The sequence below is a fragment of the Kribbella turkmenica genome, from assembly GCF_004348725.1.
Taxonomy (GTDB): Bacteria; Actinomycetota; Actinomycetes; order Propionibacteriales; family Kribbellaceae; genus Kribbella; species Kribbella turkmenica.
On sequence record NZ_SMKR01000159.1, the window covers coordinates 1 to 17085 of the forward strand.

The 17085-nt window shown below is 69.6% G+C and carries 18 protein-coding genes; 10 read left to right on the forward strand and 8 right to left on the reverse strand.

The features are described from left to right. The 6 genes from E1218_RS28400 to E1218_RS28425 form a co-directional block, all read right to left on the reverse strand. Positions 1 to 256 (reverse strand): epoxide hydrolase N-terminal domain-containing protein (locus tag E1218_RS28400; protein WP_233712527.1); only part of this gene is annotated, 256 nt, incomplete at its 3' end. Then, a complete protein-coding gene (locus E1218_RS28405; RefSeq protein ID WP_202866233.1) occupies positions 249 to 677 on the reverse strand; it encodes a MarR family transcriptional regulator in 429 nt (142 codons plus the stop codon). The genes E1218_RS28400 and E1218_RS28405, both read right to left, overlap by 8 nt. A gap of 65 nt (positions 678 to 742) precedes the next feature. Beyond that, positions 743 to 2614, reverse strand: a complete 1872-nt coding sequence (locus E1218_RS37845) for an FHA domain-containing protein (RefSeq protein ID WP_132325712.1) — start codon at positions 2612 to 2614, stop codon at positions 743 to 745. Between the two features lie 146 nt (positions 2615 to 2760). Further along, the gene (locus E1218_RS28415) at positions 2761 to 3963 is read right to left on the reverse strand and encodes an SGNH/GDSL hydrolase family protein (protein ID WP_165949456.1); all 1203 of its coding nucleotides are present in this window, start codon (positions 3961 to 3963) and stop codon (positions 2761 to 2763) included. Between the two features lie 143 nt (positions 3964 to 4106). Beyond that, a complete protein-coding gene (locus tag E1218_RS28420; protein ID WP_132325714.1) occupies positions 4107 to 4826 on the reverse strand; it encodes an SRPBCC family protein in 720 nt (239 codons plus the stop codon). Beyond that, a complete protein-coding gene (locus E1218_RS28425; protein ID WP_233712528.1) occupies positions 4823 to 5416 on the reverse strand; it encodes a transcriptional regulator in 594 nt (197 codons plus the stop codon). The genes E1218_RS28420 and E1218_RS28425 overlap by 4 nt, the downstream gene beginning before the upstream one ends. Positions 5417 to 5485: 69 nt before the next feature. Between E1218_RS28425 and E1218_RS28430 the strand changes: the two genes are divergently transcribed. From E1218_RS28430 to E1218_RS28470, 9 genes are all read left to right on the forward strand, one after another. After that, positions 5486 to 6403, forward strand: coding sequence for a nucleotidyltransferase domain-containing protein (locus tag E1218_RS28430; protein WP_202866234.1), 918 nt, complete (start codon positions 5486 to 5488; stop codon positions 6401 to 6403). After that, positions 6393 to 7160 carry a nucleotidyltransferase domain-containing protein gene (locus E1218_RS28435; protein WP_233712529.1) on the forward strand — a complete coding sequence of 256 codons (768 nt, stop codon included), beginning with the start codon at positions 6393 to 6395 and terminating at the stop codon, positions 7158 to 7160. Before E1218_RS28430 ends, E1218_RS28435 begins: the two co-directional genes overlap by 11 nt. Before the next feature lie 133 nt (positions 7161 to 7293). Continuing rightward, positions 7294 to 9417 (forward strand): alpha-galactosidase, encoded by a 2124-nt coding sequence (locus tag E1218_RS28440; protein ID WP_132325718.1) that lies wholly within the window; start codon positions 7294 to 7296, stop codon positions 9415 to 9417. 35 nt (positions 9418 to 9452) lie between these two features. Beyond that, entirely contained in the window at positions 9453 to 10397 is a 945-nt protein-coding gene (locus E1218_RS28445) for a carbohydrate ABC transporter permease (protein WP_233712530.1), read from the forward strand. Then, positions 10394 to 11293 carry a carbohydrate ABC transporter permease gene (locus E1218_RS28450; RefSeq protein ID WP_132325720.1) on the forward strand — a complete coding sequence of 300 codons (900 nt, stop codon included), beginning with the start codon at positions 10394 to 10396 and terminating at the stop codon, positions 11291 to 11293. The genes E1218_RS28445 and E1218_RS28450 overlap by 4 nt, the downstream gene beginning before the upstream one ends. Positions 11294 to 11303: 10 nt before the next feature. Then, positions 11304 to 12659 (forward strand): ABC transporter substrate-binding protein, encoded by a 1356-nt coding sequence (locus E1218_RS28455; RefSeq protein WP_132325722.1) that lies wholly within the window; start codon positions 11304 to 11306, stop codon positions 12657 to 12659. A 169-nt stretch (positions 12660 to 12828) separates the two neighbouring features. Continuing rightward, positions 12829 to 13335, forward strand: a complete 507-nt coding sequence (locus E1218_RS28460; RefSeq protein WP_132325724.1) for a DUF1707 SHOCT-like domain-containing protein — start codon at positions 12829 to 12831, stop codon at positions 13333 to 13335. Next, positions 13332 to 13748, forward strand: a complete 417-nt coding sequence (locus E1218_RS28465; protein WP_132325726.1) for a hypothetical protein — start codon at positions 13332 to 13334, stop codon at positions 13746 to 13748. Before E1218_RS28460 ends, E1218_RS28465 begins: the two co-directional genes overlap by 4 nt. Then, entirely contained in the window at positions 13741 to 15180 is a 1440-nt protein-coding gene (locus tag E1218_RS28470; RefSeq protein WP_132325728.1) for a multicopper oxidase family protein, read from the forward strand. Before E1218_RS28465 ends, E1218_RS28470 begins: the two co-directional genes overlap by 8 nt. A gap of 3 nt (positions 15181 to 15183) precedes the next feature. Here E1218_RS28470 and E1218_RS28475 read toward each other — a convergent pair whose 3' ends face one another. Together E1218_RS28475 and E1218_RS28480 are read right to left on the reverse strand one after the other, a co-directional pair. Then, positions 15184 to 15402 carry a hypothetical protein gene (locus tag E1218_RS28475; RefSeq protein ID WP_233712531.1) on the reverse strand — a complete coding sequence of 73 codons (219 nt, stop codon included), beginning with the start codon at positions 15400 to 15402 and terminating at the stop codon, positions 15184 to 15186. An 82-nt stretch (positions 15403 to 15484) separates the two neighbouring features. Continuing rightward, a complete protein-coding gene (locus E1218_RS28480) occupies positions 15485 to 16582 on the reverse strand; it encodes a sulfite oxidase (RefSeq protein ID WP_132325730.1) in 1098 nt (365 codons plus the stop codon). A 163-nt stretch (positions 16583 to 16745) separates the two neighbouring features. Between E1218_RS28480 and E1218_RS36270 the strand changes: the two genes are divergently transcribed. Further along, positions 16746 to 16925 carry a hypothetical protein gene (locus E1218_RS36270; protein WP_165949457.1) on the forward strand — a complete coding sequence of 60 codons (180 nt, stop codon included), beginning with the start codon at positions 16746 to 16748 and terminating at the stop codon, positions 16923 to 16925. The last annotated feature ends 160 nt before the right edge of the window (positions 16926 to 17085 follow it).

Sequence of the window (17085 nt, forward strand, 5' to 3'; positions counted from 1 at the left end):
CCGGGACATCGCCGACGTCGACGCGGTACTGCTCGTACGCGTTCATCGCCCGCTCGGCCGCCCGCCAGTCGAAGCCGTCCGCCCAGTACTCCACGAGCTCCTGCAGGTCGGTCCGGCGGACGCCGTAGAAGCCGTCGTCGTTGCCCACGTCGAGCGGCCACTTCGTCATCCGCAGCCGCTGCCGCAGGTCGTCGAGCACCTCGTCGGGCACGTGGATCGGGGTCTGTTCCAGCGTCTGCATGGTTGCCTCAGGCATCGTCGGCGGCGATCTCGGTCAGGCGGGTCAGGACGGACGTGGCGCCGGCCAGGGCGGCCCGTTCGTCGTCGGTCAGCTGGTCGATCAGGTGGGTCAGCCGCTCGACCCGGTGCGCGTGCCGGGAGCCGACGATCTGCCGGCCCTCGCGGGTGAGCGACAGCAGCATCGCCCGGCCGTCGGCCGGATCCGGTCGTCGCCGGACCAGCCCGTCCTGCTCGAGCTTCGCGACCAGGCTGGTCAACGCCGGCTGCTTCAACTGCTCGGTCCGCAGCAGGTCCGTCAGCCGCATCGGGCCGCCGCGGGCGAGCGTGTGCAGCACCGACAGGGTCGAGAAGTTGAACCTCCGCACCGACGGCAGCCGGATGAAGATCGTGGTGAAGTCCTCGATCACCGTCGTCAACCGGTCCACGTCCAGCCTCACCCGGAAACAATATCAAATTTCGATGTAACTCATCGCGCGGCGGATTGCGACCTGGGCGCCGGCTGTCAGTTGCTGAGGCCCACCGGGACGGCGAAGGTGGTGTCGCCGGACTTCAGGTTGAGAGTGGCGGTGGTGAGGCCCTCGGGGAGGTGGCCCGTGAAGGTGACGGTGCCGCGTTCGACGTTGCCGGCCGCGATCGAACCGGGCCACTCGCTGCGGAACCCGTCGGCCTTCAGCGAGGTCCCGTCCGCGGCGGTGAAGGTGACGTTCTCGTGTGGGAACGACAGTGACTGGTCGCTGCCGTTGCTGACGACGACCTCGATCCGGGTGAAGTGGCTGGTGTAGGTGACGTTCTCGACCGTGACGGTGAGGCCGGCGCCCGTCTTGGCGACCGGCTTGAGCAGACGGTCCGCCCCTGACTCCTTGCCGGTGACATAGCCGGTGACGTACTCGGCGCCCGCGGTCAGCGCGAACCCGCCGACCCCGACACCGAACAGTACGGCGACGATCGCGATCATCACCGGTACGTCGAGGCGGCCGCCGGCCGGCCGGTCCTCGGAGGAGAACCCGTCGGTCAGGGCGACGACCATGGCGGCGATCAGCGCGATCGCGGGCGGAACCAGCCAGCGCAGGGTCCCGCCGGTGCCGGCGGTGACGAACGACGCGACCAGGTTGAGGACCAGTCCGAGACCGAGTACGGCGGCCGCGACCAGCAGGACGCGGACCAGTCGGACGTGGCCGGGGCGTGGCTCCGCGGTCGGCTCGGGCTTCCGGCGTACCGGCTCGGGCTTCCGGCGTACCGGCTCGGGCTTCCGGCGTACCGGCTCGGGCTTCCGGCGTACCGGCTCGGGCTTCCGGCGTACCGGCTCGGGCTTCCGGCGTACCGGCTCGGGTCGACGTTCGGGCTGGACCGGCCGCTCCTGCTGCTCGAAGGCGGACTCCGGCCAGCCGGCCGACTCGGACCGGTGCGCCTGCCCGCCCTCCGGCTGGGTCAGCGCCGGCCGCTTCCTCGCCCCGGACCACGGCGAACGGGCCGGCTCCGGGTTGTCCGCCGAGGGATAAGCCGCCCAGGGAGCGTCGCTCGCCGGCGCGTCCTCGGGGTCCACCCAGCCGAGCCGCTCACCCCCCTCCGGCGCGAACGGAGACGCCTCCGCCTCAGTCCCGATGACCTGGTCATACATCCCGTCGCCCGGCCACTCCGCCCCGGCCTGACCCTCCCAGCCCGGCTGACCACCCGGCACGTCGGCCGCTAACGGCGACCCACTGTCTGCCCGACCTGCGGGCTCGCCGCTGTCCTCGCCGTGGGGGACCGGTCCTTCCACAGGCCGCGGCGCCGATGCAGCCGGCGCGAAGAGTGAACCGCCGTCGGGGTGCGGGGCGTCTCGGTCACCGGGGTCCGCGTGGTGCGCTCGGGGACCTACCTGGCCCGGCTCGGGCGCGGCAGGTTCTGCATGTGCGGGCCCACCGCCGTCTGCTGCACTTGCGGCGGCACCAGCCGCGGCGCCTGCGTCCGCTAGGCCTGCGGCGCCCGCGGCAACACCCGGACCACCGGCTCCGCCGAAGCCTCCCGAAGCACCGGGACCAATAGGACCACCTGGAGTTACCGACTCACCGGGAGTGCCTCCAGCGGCTCCGGCGGCGTGGGTGGTGGGCTCGTGGAAGGTCAGGACCGAGCGGCCGATGTGGATTCGGTCGTTGTTCGTCAGCGGAGTGGGGGAGGCGAGGCGGCGGCCGTTGAGGGCGGTGCCGTTGCGGGACTCGTCGACCAGCGTCCACGTCGTACCGGTGCGGTCGAGCCGGGCGTGGATCCGCGAGATCTGGTCGTCCGACGGCAGCCGGATGTCGGCGTTCGAGCCGCGGCCGATGGTGATCGTGTCGCCGTCGGCCGGCAGCGTCCAGCGCTGCGAACCGAGCGACACCGCGAATTCGGTTTCCACTCACACCCCACCCGGCAGCCAACCCGTCTGCGCGATTCTGCCTGCCCGACCCGCCTCGGGTCCAGACCGCCCCGCTCCCATGAGCCTCGTCACACCCGTTCACGTGTACGGCGGCCCGCGACAGGGTCGCCGTACACGCTCTGCGATCAGTTGAGCGTCATCCGTGGTTCGCCGTTCAGCAGTCCGGCGCCGGAGAGCGTGCAGATGCCGCCGCGGTTCTGGGTGTAGGCCTGGCGCACGCAGGAGCGCGTGGCGAGCTGGCCCCAGTAGTTGGGGTGAAGAGATTCCTGCAGGTAGTAGTTGGAGCCGACCGTGGTGACCGTGCGGATCTGGTTGACCCACTCGGTCTTGTCGACGGCGGTCGCCTGGGTCCACGAGCTCAGGCCGACCTCTTCGTACAACCCGACCGTCTTCTCGCACAGCCGCCGGCCGTTGAACGCGGACTGCAGCTCGAGCAGCCGGGTGTTCGTCAGTCCGGACTGGCTGATCGCGGCCCGGACCGCGTTGTTGATGGTGACGAGCGCCGTACTGTTCGCCCAGTCGGCGTCCGCGTTCCAGAAGCCGCAGCCACCGACGCTCTGCCGCGTGTACCCGGTCTGTCCGTACCGGATCCCGCTGCCGGGCGGCAGCGGCGACGGGTACGTCTGCACGAGCAGCGTCCACGCGTTGTCGCCGTACCCGGCGTTCCGCATGGCGGTCCGGACGTTCTGGAACGCTGTCGCGATCCGGCTCCGGACGGTCGTCACGTTGGCGGCGGTGAAGTTCGCGACCACCGACGAGTCGTCCTTGCAGTAGTCCGGGTACCACGACGGCGACAGCAGGAAGTTCTGCACGCACCGGGTCACGATCGCCGCGAAGTTGAAGTCGTTGCCGCCGATCGACACGACCACCTGCTCGACGTTGTGGCTCGCGGCGAACTGCTGCAGCATCCTCGCCTGGCCGAGCCGCCCGGCGCCGTCGTCGTAGAAGTCGATGCCGGGCTTGAAGTAGTCGCCGGCGCTGGTCGTCGTCCGGGCGCCGGAGCAGGCCAGGTTCAGCCCGCCGACGCCGCCGCCGATGTACGCCTCGGCCGACCGGCTGCGGTGGCACCGCGGGATCTGCTCGGCGGTGCCGCTGGCGTTGTCGTGGTAGGCGTGCGCGCCGAGGGCGTCGGCAGGGGTCTCGGAGTTGTTCGAGCTGCCGGCCCAGCGGCCGGCCTCGCCCGAGATGTAGGAGTCGCCGACGGTGACGACGTACGGCGTACCGGTCCTGGGGCCGTCGGCCTGCGCGGGGGTTGCGGCCAGGCCGAGCCCAGCTATGGAGAGCACGAGAACTGCGGACACCGAGAAGGAGCGGGGCGGAATCTTCACCGGAAGGCCTCTCTCGTCGGAGGTCGGCGACCGTGCCGGTCACCGTGGCGAGAATGTACTCCCGGGTAACATGAAAGGACAGACCGAGAGTGCTGACACCTTTGCGCACTGTCACCGCGGTGTCAGCACCCTCGGTCGGCGATTCAGCCGGGCAGGTCGAGGGGAGCTGGGTAGCGGGCCTCCCACCAGGTCTTCCAGCGTTCGTCGAGCGCGTCACGGGGGACGTCGCCGTACAACGTCAGGATCGCCATCGAGGCGCCGTCCGGCTTCTGCTCCGACGGTGGGATGTGGCTGAGGACGAGCAGCCCGTTGCCCCAGGCGTCCACGGTCAGGCCGACCTGATGCTCGGAGGTGAACCACACCTGACCCTTCGCCGGCTCACCGACCAGGTCCAGCTCGTACGGCGTACCGGCCGGCTCCAGGTCGACGCCGAGCTCGGTGATCGGCGAGGTCGACCCGGTGCCCGAGTAGAACAGCGTCCGGCGGGTTTCGCCCTGGTGGTGCTCCACCGCGAACCGCAGTTGATGGAGGAAGGTGATCCAGCCCTCGGTGACGTCGTCGTAGTACTGCTCCCAGTCGGGGTTGTCGCCGTGCGCGGCCCTCGTCAGGGTGATCCGCGATCCGCCCTCGGCCGGCTCGACCACGAACTCGTCGCCGCTCCCCAGGGTGAGGACCCCGCCGTCCGCGTCGGCCGTGACCTGGGTGAAGTAGATCAGGTCGATCTCCTCCTCGAGGCCGCCCTCGGCACCCTCGTACTCCCAGCCGTGCCAGTGCCGGATCTTCTCCTTGTCCCGCAGGGCGTCCCACACCGCCTCGGCCGGCGCGGCCACCGTCACCACGATCCGCGGTCTGTCTTCGGTCATGACGTCTCTCCCGTGTCCTTCGCTACGTCGTCGGTACGGCGGGACGCCGGGTGGCCTCCCGCGATCAGCCGGTACGGGCGGCCGCCGTCGGTGTCGAACTCCTCGACGGTCCGGCGGATCGCCTCGGTCAGCGCGTCGGTGAAGCGGTGCACGTCGCCCGGCTCGGCGAACCGGACCTCCGCCTCGAGTGTGAACGTGAGCAGTCGTTTGCCCGCGGCATCGGCCTTGGACTGCATCCGGGCCACGTCCCGGACGGTGCCGGCGGCAACTTCCACCAGGTGCTCGGCGGCGTACTGGTCCTGGATCGTGCTGAACGCCCGGCCCATCACCGCCGGGTCGACCACAAGCGTGGCCGCGGACGCCCGCAGGATCCGCTCGGTGAACCCCCGCCGCTGCCGCTCCTCGACCAGCTCGACCAGCCCGGCCTTCTCCAGTTCACGCAGGTGGTAGTTCACCCGCTGCCGGGGCAGCTCGAGCGCGGCCGCGAGCTGGGTCGCCGAGGACGGCTCCCGGAGCAGATCCAGCAACTGCCGCCGAATCGGCGACAACGCCAACCGAACCTTCTCCGGCTCCTCCACAAATCCCAGCACGCCACCAGATTCCACTTGACAGAAAAATTTGTCAATAGCCGGAACCATGGTGGTGAAAGCATGGGCACCATGTCAGTCCGAGGTCCGCAACTGCCGGTCGGAACCCAGGTGGTGATCCGCGTCGCCGCGCCCGACGACCAGGGCGGCACGGCGCAACGCGGGGCCACCGGCCGGGTTGCCGGCGTGAGCCCGGACGGCCGCTACACCGTGCGCCTCGCCGACGGCCGGGAGACTCTCGCGCGACGCGATGAGCTCAGTCTGCGGACGGCGTACCAGGACGAGGCGATCGAGTTGGATCAGCCCGACGGCGATCGATTGGTGCTCGCGCACACGATCTACGCCGCGGTCGTCGGGTCGCGGGCGTTCGGCCTGGACACGGATGCGTCGGACACCGATACGCGCGGCGTGTACGTCGCCCCCACCGAGTCGTTCTGGTCGCTGGCCAAGCCGCCGACGCATGTGGACGGTCCCGTGCCGGAGTGGTTCTCGTGGGAGGTCGAGCGGTTCTGCGAACTCGCGCTGAAGGCGAACCCGAACCTGCTCGAGGTGCTGCACTCGCCCCTCGTGGTGCGGCAGACCGCGCTCGGGGAAGAGCTGGTCGGACTGCGTGAGGCCTTTCTCTCGCAGTTGGCCTACCAGACGTACTCCGGCTACGTCCTCAGCCAGTTCAAGAAGCTGGAAGCGGATTTCCGTCGCGACGGTGCGCCGAAGTGGAAGCACGTCATGCACCTGATCCGGCTGTTGCTCGCGGCCCGCGGTCTGTTGCTCGAGGCGAGACTCGTCGTTGACGTCGGCCCCGATCGCGAGCGTCTGCTCGCGCTCAAGCGCGGCGAACTGCCGTGGGACGAGGTCGAACGCTGGCGACTCGGCCTGCACGAAGAGCTCGACAACGCCCTGCGACGGACGGTCCTTCCGGCAACCCCGGACGTCGCCCGCGTCGACGCCTGGCTCAGATCAGTCCGAAGGAGGAGCATCGGTGACACGTGACATGCGTCAACTCGACTATGGAGAGCTGCGGAACATCATGGGCGAGCAGCCCTACCGATTGCTCTTCGCGACAGTCTCCGGCGCGCACCTGTACGGCTTTCCGTCACGCGACTCCGACGTCGATCTGCGAGGCGTCCACGTGCTTCCGGCCGCTGAGGTGGTCGGGCTGAGAACCGGCCCCGAGACCCTGGACCGCACCTGGTTCGAGCACGAGGCCGAGGTCGATCTCGTGACCCACGACCTGGCGAAGTTCGCGCGCATGATGCTCCGGCGGAACGGGTACGTCCTGGAGCAGGTTCTGTCACCGCTGGTCGTCGTCAGGACTCCGGAGCACGACGAACTCGTCGCGATGGCCGAGAGCTGCGTCACCAAGTGGCATGCCCATCATTACCGCGGATTCGCGAGCACGCAGTGGGACTTCTTTCGGAAGAAGCGGGAGCTGAAGCCGCTGCTCTACACCTTCCGGGTGCTGCTCACCGGGATCCACCTGATGCGGACCGGGGTCGTTCAGGCGGACCTGCGCGAGCTCGTCCGCGAACTGCCTGAGGCGCCGGGGTACCTGGAGGAGCTGATCGCGGCGAAGGCCGAGGCCGAGCACGGGCCGCTGGTCGGGCCGTCGGGGAAGCGGATCGCCGCGGACGTCGAGCGGCTGCAGGCGGTCCTCGACGAGGCGGAAGCGGCCACCGAGCTGCCCGATCGGCCGACGGCCGAGCCGGCGCTGCACGACCTTCTGATCAGGGCGCGGCTCTGCTTCTGAGCGCGGGATAGCGATTGCTGGGGCCCTGGGCCACGCTTAGGGTATTTACTTAACTTCGTGAAGCATTGACATCCGGGCTGACGGGGTAAATAGTTCCGTCCTGAAATCAATCAGAAAGCAGAGTGAATCAACAGTGTCGAACATCGAGGTGCTGCAGCTGCGGACCGCCGGGGTCAGTCTGGTGCTGGACTGCTCAGGTCCGGCCCTTCCGTCCGTGCTGCACTGGGGTGCGGACCTGGGCAAGCTGACCGGGCAAGCTCTGCTGCAACTGAGGCGTGGGGCCGGCGCCGTCCAGGACGGCAACGGCCTGGACGACAATCATCCGGTCGCGGTCGTGCCGGAGTACGCCACCGGATGGTTCGGTCTGCCGGGCCTGAGCGGTCACCGCGACGGCCGGGACTTCTCCGCGAGCTTTCGGCTGACCGCCGTCGCGCAGACCGGCAACACCGTGCAGGCCGACGCCGAGGACGCCGAGGCCGGGCTGAAGATCCGCCTGACCATCGAGCTGACCGACTCCGGTCTGGTCCGGGCGAAGGCCGACCTCACCAACACCGCCGGTACGCCGTACACCGTGGACGGGTTGGTGCTGGCGCTCCCGGTCCCGACCGAGGCGACCGAGTTGCTCGACATGACCGGCCGGCACATCGGCGAGCGGCAACCGCAGCGGCACGCGTTCACCCAGGGCGCGCACCTCCGCGACAACCGCCGCGGCCGCACCGGCGCGGACGCGACGCTGCTCCTGATCGCCGGCACCCGGGGCTTCAGCTTCCGGACCGGCGAGACCTGGGCCGTGCACACCGCCTGGAGCGGCAACCACCGCTCGTACGCCGAGCGCGGCATGAGCGGGTACGGCGTGATCGGCGGCGGCGAGCTCCTCCTGCCCGGCGAAGGCCGGCTGGAGTCGCAGGGCACCTACAGCACCCCGTGGATCTACGGCTCGTACGGCGTCGGCCTCGACCAGCTGTCCGCCCGCTTCCACGAGTTCCTCCGGGCCCGCGACAACCACCCGCGGACCGAGCGTCCCGTCGTCCTGAACACCTGGGAGGCGGTCTACTTCGACCTGGACCTGGAGAAGCTGAAGGCGCTCGCGGACGCGGCCGCCGAGGTCGGGGCCGAGCGGTTCGTGCTGGACGACGGCTGGTTCCGCGGCCGGCGCGACGACCACGCCGGGCTCGGCGACTGGTACGTCGACGAGGGGATCTGGCCGAAGGGCCTGCACCCGCTGGTCGACCACGTGCAGGGTCTCGGCCTGCAGTTCGGCCTCTGGGTCGAGCCCGAGATGGTGAACCCGGACTCCGACCTGGCCCGCGAGCACCCCGACTGGATCCTTGCCACCGGCAACCGGATGCCGCCGACCGCGCGGCATCAGCAAGGCCTGAACCTCGGCGTCCCGGCGGCGTACGACTACATCCTCGAGCGGCTCGACGCGCTGCTGAACGAGTACGACATCGCGTACCTGAAGTGGGACCACAACCGCGACTTCGTCGACGGCGGCAACCAGCAGACCGGGACGGCCGGCATCCACGCGCAGACGCTGGCGGTCTACCGGCTGATCGACGAGCTCAAGCGGCGGCACCCGGGCCTGGAGATCGAGTCCTGCTCGTCCGGCGGCGCCCGGGTCGACCTCGGCATCCTGGAGCGCACCGACCGCGTCTGGGGCAGTGACAGCAACGACGCGCTCGAGCGCCAGAAGATCCAGCGCTACACGCAACTGCTGCTGCCGCCGGAACTGATCGGCTGCCACGTCGGCCCGCCGCGGGCGCACACCACCGGCCGCACGCAGACACTGTCGTTCCGCGCGATCACCGCGCTGTTCGGTCACTTCGGCATCGAGTGGGACATCGCCTCGGCGAGCGCCGAGGAGCGCAAGGAACTCGCCGGCTGGGTCGCGCTGCACAAGGAACTGCGGCCGCTGCTGCACACCGGCCGGGTCGTCCGCGCCGACCGTGGTCCGGACGACGTCCTGCTGCACGGCGTGGTCGCGCAGGACGGCTCCCGGGCCGTCTACGCCGCCGTACAGCTGACCCAGTCGGTCACCTCGGCCGTGGGCCGGGTCCGGTTGCCCGGTCTGGAGCCGGACCGGACCTACCGCGTGACCAAGACCGCGACACCCGGGCCGAAGTCGCGGGCGGTGTCCTGGTGGACCGACGGTGGACAGGTGGAACTGAACGGCGCGGCCCTCGCCGCGGTCGGGGTCCGGATCCCGGCCCAGTGGCCCGAGAGCGCGATTTTGCTGGACGTGACCGCGATCGACTAGCCCCTGTCGATCGACGACTGAGAAGGAGACTCCCCGTGACCGCGACCACCAACGCACCACCCACCAGCAGACGAAGTCACGGGGAGGCGACGGCCCTGCCGAGGAAGCGGCGAAGCCTCGGGGACCTCAAGGTCGCGATGATCTTCCTGGCTCCGGCCACTCTGGGATTCGTCGTCTTCTACATCTGGCCGACGCTGCGCGGCGCCTACCTGAGCTTCACCGAGTACAGCCTGCTGCAGGCGCCGAACTTCAACGGCCTGGCCAACTACGAGCGGATGGTCCAGGACAGCCTGTTCTGGAACGCGCTGGTGGTCACGGTCGAGTACGTCGTGATCAACATCGGCGTGCAGACGGTGCTGGCGGTCGGCATCGCGATGCTGATGTACCGGCTGACCCACTCCATCACGGTCCGGGCGGTCGTGCTGCTGCCGTACCTGGTCGCCAACGTGGTGGTCGCGCTGGTCTGGTACTGGATGCTCGACTTCCAGGTCGGCATCGTGAACCAGGGGCTGACCTGGCTCGGGATCGACCCGGTCGCCTTCTTCGGCGAGTCCCAGTGGGCGATCCCGACGATCGCCGGCATCAACGTCTGGCGGCACATGGGTTACACCGCGCTGCTGGTGTTCGCCGGTCTGCAGATGATCCCGAAGTACGTCTACGAGGCGGCCGAGGTGGACGGGTCGACCGAGTGGAAGACGTTCTGGCGGATCACGCTGCCGCTGCTGCGGCCCGTGCTGGTGATGGTCCTGGTGGTCACCATGATCGGGTCGTTCCAGATCTTCGACACCGTCGCGGTGACCACGGCCGGTGGCCCGATCAACGCGACCCGGGTCATCTACTACTACATCTTCGAGCGGGCGTTCACCCGGTTCGACTTCGGCTACGCCTCGGCGATGGCGATGGTGCTGTTCGCCATCCTCGCGGTGGTCTCGCTGCTGCAGCTGCGGCTGCTCCGGGCGAAGGAGAGTGATCTGGCATGAGGCTGCTGTCGAATTCCCGGCGGGCACTGAGTCCCGGGCGCATCGCCGCCTGGGTCAGCCTGGTCGTGCTGATGCTGATCACGCTCTTCCCGTTCTACTGGATGCTGCGTACGGCGCTGTCGGACAACACCCAGCTCGCCGGCCACCCGAACTCGCTGCTGCCGGTCGAGACCACGCTCGGCGCGTTCAAGCGGGTGCTCGGGCTGTCGACGATCGAGGAGGCCCAGGCGCAGGGCGGTTCCGGTGCCTCGGTCAACTTCTGGCTCTACCTGCGGAACTCGTTGATCGTGGCAACGGTCACGACGGTCTGCCAGGTGTTCTTCAGCGCGATGGCGGCGTACGCGTTCGCCCGGCTGCGCTGGCCCGGGCGGGACAAGGTGTTCGCGCTGTTCCTGGCCGCGCTGATGGTGCCGCCGATCTTCACCACGCTGCCGAACTTCGTGCTGATCAAGAACCTTGGGCTGCTGAACAGCTTCGCCGGCATCATCCTGCCCGGTGCGTTCATGACGCCGTTCGCGATCTTCTTCCTCCGCCAGTTCTTCCTCGGGATCAACCGCGAGCTGGAGGAGGCGGCGATGATCGACGGCGCCGGGCACCGGAAGATCTTCTTCGGGCTGATCATCCCGATGAGCGCGGCGCCGATCACCACGCTGGCGATCCTGACCTACATCAACTCCTGGAACGACTACTTCTGGCCGCTGCTGGTCGGGCAGCAGGAGAACGTCCGGGTGCTGACGGTCGCCCTCGGCGTGTTCCGGTCGCAGACCCCGCAGGGCGGGCCGGACTGGGCCGGTCTGATGGCGGCGACGCTGATCGCGGCGCTGCCGATGATCGTGCTGTTCTGTGCGTTCGCCAAGAAGATCACCAACTCCATCGGTTTCTCCGGGATCAAGTGAGGTGCCTCCAATGACCATGTCGAGACGCACGTTGCTGAAAGCCGGATTCGCCGGGCTGGCCGCGTCGGCGGTTGCCGGATGCAACAACGGGGCGGCGGCCCGCGGCGAGGGCGAGGTGATCTACTGGCTGTGGGACTCCGCCCAGCTGCCGATGTACACCGAGTGCGCGAAGGTGTTCCACGAGCAGAACCCGCAGTACACCGTGAAGATCGAGCAGTACGGCTGGAACGACTACTGGTCCAAGCTCGTCACCGGGTTCATCTCCGAGACCGCACCGGACGTGTTCACCGGGCACTCCTCGAAGTACCCGCTGTTCGCGGACAAGGGCCAGGTGCTGGCGATCGACGACTTCGTCGCCCGGGACAACGTCGACCTGGGCATCTACCAGAAGGGGCTGGCGGACCGCTGGATCGGTGCCGACGGCAAGCGGTACGGCCTGCCGAAGGACTGGGACACCGAGGTCTACTTCTACAACAGCGCCCTGACCGAGGCGGCTGGGATCAGCACCGAGCAGCTCAACTCGATGACCTGGAACCCGCAGGACGGCGGCACGTTCGAGCAGATCGTCCGGCGGCTCACGGTCGACGCCAAGGGCCGCCGCGGCGACCAGCCCGGGTTCGACAAGGACAACGTCCAGGTCTACGGACTCGGGTACGCCGACGCCGGTGGCGGCGACGGTCAGACGAGCTGGAGCTGGTACGCCGCGATCAACGGCTGGAAGTACTCCGAGGGCGAACCGTGGGGGACCAGGTTCTTCTACGGCGACCCGAAGTTCACCGAGACCATCGGGTGGTGGCGCGGTCTGATCACCAAGGGGTACATGCCGACGTACGCGCAGGCGAAGTCCGGGGTGGACGTGACCACGAGCTTCGGTGCGGGCAAGTACGCGATCACCCCGAACGGCTCCTGGATGCTCGGTACCTACGCCGGGCTCAAGCAGGTGAAGACCAAGCTGGCCCGGCTGCCGATCGGTCCGATCGGGAAGCGGATGTCGATGATGAACGGGCTCGCGGACACCATCTGGGCGGGCACCACCCGCCGGGACGCGTCCTGGGCCTGGGTGAAGTTCCTCGGCTCGCAGACCGCGCAGGACATCGTCGCCAGGGCCGGCGTGGTGTTCCCGGCGGTGGCCGCGAGCATGCCGGCGGCCAAGGCGGCGTTCGCCAAGGCCGGGTGGGACGTGACCCCGTTCCTCGAGCCGGTCGAGGCGGGTGACGTGTTCCCGTACCCGGCCAACCCGAACGCGGCCGACGTGACCGCGGTGATGACGCCGGCGATGGACGCGGTGATGTCGTTCGAGGCGGAGCCGGCGTCGCTGGCCGAGGCCAACGACGAGGTGAACCAGATTCTCTCGGCGAACGCCTGAGGGTTTCCCCGGGGCCGGCCTACGCCCGGGGGAGTACGTCGTACTGCGTCCGAGGGCGCAGCGTGCTCCTCCGGGGGTAGGTGAGGTGTCGCCGCCGAGGCGACGCGGTCAACGGGGTCCGGACGACAACCTTGGTGCAGTCGAAGAACTGCGAGCACCGAGGAGTGTCATGAGTGACGAGAGACCGGGCGGACCGATCCGCATCGGCGACAAGGAACGTGAGGACGCGGTCAGGCGTCTCGGCGAGCACTACGAAGCCGGCCGGCTCACCGCCGAGGAGCACACCGAGCGGATCGGCCGCGCACTCGAGGCCAAGACCGAGGCCGACCTGGCCGCGCTGTTCTCGGACCTCCCGGGTGGGCACCGGACCGGCGCCGCGAGCGGCTCCGGCCCAGCGTCCGGTGAGGCCTGGGACGGTCCGTGGGGCTGGACCAAGCCGCCGTGGACGGCACCTGAGGGCTCGGCGCAGGGCGGTGGGCCGGGCCGGCCGGCCTGGGCGGCGCGCGGTCCGCTCGGGAAGATTCCGTTCCCGCTGCTGATCGGGTTGGCCGCGATCGCGCTGATCGCGTCGATCGGCTGCGTGGTGGGCGGCGGGCACCCGCCGATCCTGCCGCTGCTGCTGGTCGTGGCCGCGGTCGTCATCGTCCGCAGGCGCAGGCAGGAGCGTCGGGCATGAGGACGGCATACCGGGTCCTCGCCCTGGCCATCGCGATCGCCGTCGTCCTCCAGATCGCGTCGATCGCGCTGGCCGGGTTCACCGTCGCCAAGGACGCCGGCGACGGAGCGGTGATCGGCGCCGACTACAGCAATCTCGGCCAGAGCTACCACAGCATCGCCGGGACGGCGATCGGGCTGGTCGCGCTGATCCTGCTGATCGTGTCGTTCCTGACCGACGTACCGCGCGGACGGTCGCTGGCCGGGATCGTCGTCGGACTGGTCGCGGTCCAGTTCGTTCTCGCGGTGGTGTCGTTCGGCATCCCGGCGCTGGGCCTGCTGCACGGCATCAACGGTCTGGCCATCGCGGGTGTGGCGGGAGCCGCGGCTCGTCGCTCGACCGAGGCAGTGACGCCGTCGACGGCCGATGTCTAGGTGGCGGGGCCGGCTGATCGCCCTCGGGGTCGCCCTGGCGGTGCTCGCACCGCTGGGGTACCTCTGGGCGACCAGCCTGGTGCCCGGCGACTACTCGGCCGCGGAGATGGGGTACGCCGACTACGGCGGCGGGCACTCCGGTGGTGACCACGCGCACCACGGTGGGACGAGCGTCGCCGATCTCACCGGGCCGCGAGCCGGTACGCCGGATGTGGACGTCACGCTGACCGCGCGGGAGACGAAGTACCAGCTGGCCAGTGGGGAGTCCGTCGACGGTTACACGCTCAACGGGACGTCGCCCGGGCCGCTGATCCGTGCACAGGTGGGTGACCTGGTCCAGGTGACGCTGGTGAACGACAACGTGACCGACGGTGCCACCTTGCACTGGCACGGCATCGACGTACCGAACGCCGAGGACGGGGTCGCCGGCGTGACGCAGGACGCCGTGCCCGTCGGCGGGAAGCACGTGTACCGCTTCCTGGCCGACCAGGCAGGGACGTACTGGTACCACTCGCATCAGGTGTCGAGTGAGATGGTGAAGGGCGGCCTGTTCGGCACGATCGTGATCGGTCCGCAGAGTCCCGGCGACGTCGTGGCCGCGATCCACACGTACGACGGCAAGCGGACGATCAACGGGCGGACGGGAAGTCACCAGGTGGACCTGCCCGCCGGGACGAAGGCCCGCGTACGGGTGGTCAACACCGACAACGCGATCCTGCGGGTCGGCTTGATCGGCACGCGGGCGACGGTGGTGGCGGTCGACGGGCGGGACGTGCACGAGCCGACGCCGGTGACGGCAGCGTTCCCGCTGGCGGCCGGTGCCCGGGTGGACCTCGAAGCTGTGGTGCCGCCGGGCGGGATGCGGCTCGTGGCCGGTTCGTCGGCGGTGTCGTGGGGGATCGGGCCCGGGGTTGCGCCGGCCGGCGAGCTGCCGGTGGAGACGGTCGACCCGCTGAGCTACGGAACGCCGGCGCACATCGGGTTCGACCCGGCCGCGGCCGACCGGAACTTCGAGTACCGGATCGGCCGGCGTCCCGGGTTCCTGGACGGGATGCCCGGGCTGTGGTGGACGATCAACGGGCGGAAGTTCCCCGACGTCCCGATGTACATGGTGGCCGAGGGCGACGTTGTCCGGATGACGATCTCGAACACCAGCGGGCAGGCGCACCCGATGCATCTGCACGGTCATCACGCGGTCGTGCTGTCCCGCAACGGGGTCGCCGCGACCGGCTCGCCCTGGTGGGTGGACACGCTCGAGGTCGGCAACGACGAGACCTACGAGATCGCGTTCCTGGCCGACAACCCCGGGCTGTGGATGGACCACTGCCACAACCTGCCGCATGCGTCCGAAGGGCTGATGACGCACCTGATGTACGTCGGTGTCAGCACGCCGTACCGCATCGGCGGACCGGCGCGGAACGAGCCCGAGTAGGTGTCAGGAGGCTTGTTCGTCGAGGCGGGTGGTCCGGCTCAGGTGCATGGCCGCGATCCGCGCGCAGGCCGCGTCGATCGCGGCCCGCTGGGACTCGTACGAACCGCACCAGAACGGGTTGTCCGGCTGCGGATCGAGTTCGTCGTCGACGTCGGCGTACCACTCGTGCGCCGTCCGGAACACCCGCGCGTGCAGATGTAACTCAGTGCCCAGCTCGTTCACCGCACCACTCCTGGAGTGAGACCGTGTACGTCTCCAGCATGGAACGGCGCGGGTCCGGAACCGGCCAGCGACACGCGGTGCGTCAGGTGACGAGAACCGTGATCCGCTGGGCGGTGTTGTTGGCGAAACCGCCGCGGTTCCACTCCGCCTCGATCGGCTGCTCGCGGCCGCTGGCGTCGGCGGCGCGGACCGTGAGCACATGCTCGCCGGGCGTGGCGTCCCAGTCGTAGCTGAACGACCGCCAGGCGAGCTCATCGTTGCCCACAGCATCCATTTTGGCGGGGTGCCAGCTGACGCCGGCGTCCACGCTGAGCTCGACCCGCTCGATCGGCGCCCAGCCGGACCAGGCCCGGCCGTGCAACGTAACGGTGCCGGCGGCAACGAACCGGTGGCGGCTCATGAAGTCCGGGAAGCCCGGCGGGATCAGCAGCGCCCGTGGTTCGATCCGGGTCACCGGCTCGCCGGGATCGTCCGCGGTCTTGCGGATCCGGTACGCGACCGCGTTCTGGAAGCCGGTGAACTCGTGGTCGATCAGCTCGATCGACCGCAACCACTTCACACTCGCCATCCCGTACCAGCCCGGTACGACGAGGCGCAGCGGATACCCGTGCTGCGGCGGCAGCGGCTGGCCGTTCATCTCCCAGGCGACGATCGCGCCGGAGTCGATCGCCTCGGTCACCGACAGCCCACGCTGGTAGTCCTGCTCGACGCCGCGCTCGACCCCGTGGTCCGCGCCGGTGAATACGACGTCCACCGCGTCCGCACGGATCCCGGCCGCCCGCAACAGGTCCGACAGCAGCACGCCGGTCCACTCCGCCGTACCGACGGCCTCGTTCAGCCACGGCTGGCTGATCGGTCGCGGCTGCAACGCGGCGCGCCCGTTGCCGGCGCACTCGAGTGTCACCCGTACGGTCCGGCGACCCATCGCACGCAGGTGGGTCAGGCTGAACGACAACGGTTGCTCGACGCACCCGTCGACGGTGAGCGACCAGGTGGCCGCGTTGGTGGCCGGGATGTCGTAGTGGACCAGGACGTAGTGCAGCCCGGGCGGCGTCACGTCGTACCGCAGGCCCTCCAGCGGCATCCCGTGGTTCCGTGCCGCCAGCTGGAGCTCGTCAGCGGTGATTCCCTCACCGGTGTCAGCCAATCGCCCCCGCACACTGAATTGCTCGATCGACATGTGATTCCTCCCCTTGCCCAACCCTAGTCCGGGTGGAAGGTTCAGAGCCAGCCGTTGTCCAGCGCGATGCGGGCGGCCTCGGCCGCGTGCGCGCTCCGGTCTTGCCGATCGCCGCGGACAGGTGGTCGCGGACGGTCCCTTTGACAGGTGCAGGTGCTTGGCGATGTCGGCGACCGTGCCGCCGTCCCGGGCTGCCCGCAGTAGGTCGGACTCGCGCGCCGTCAGCGCCGGTCCCGGCGACCAGCGTCTCCGCGGCCAGCGACAGGTCGACGACGCGCGAGCCCTGGTGCACCGGAGGGACGGCGTCAGCCAGCTGAGCCGCCGGCGTGTCCTGCACGACTGAACCGGCCGCGCTCGGCCCCCATGGCCCGGCGCAGGTACCCCGGCCGGCCGAACGTGGTGACCATCAAGTCCGCACGGGACGGCGTTCCGCAGCGCGGCGTGCCGCCTCGATCCCGTCCAGCCCGGACATCCCGACGTGGTCGGCACGGTTGTGGGTGAGG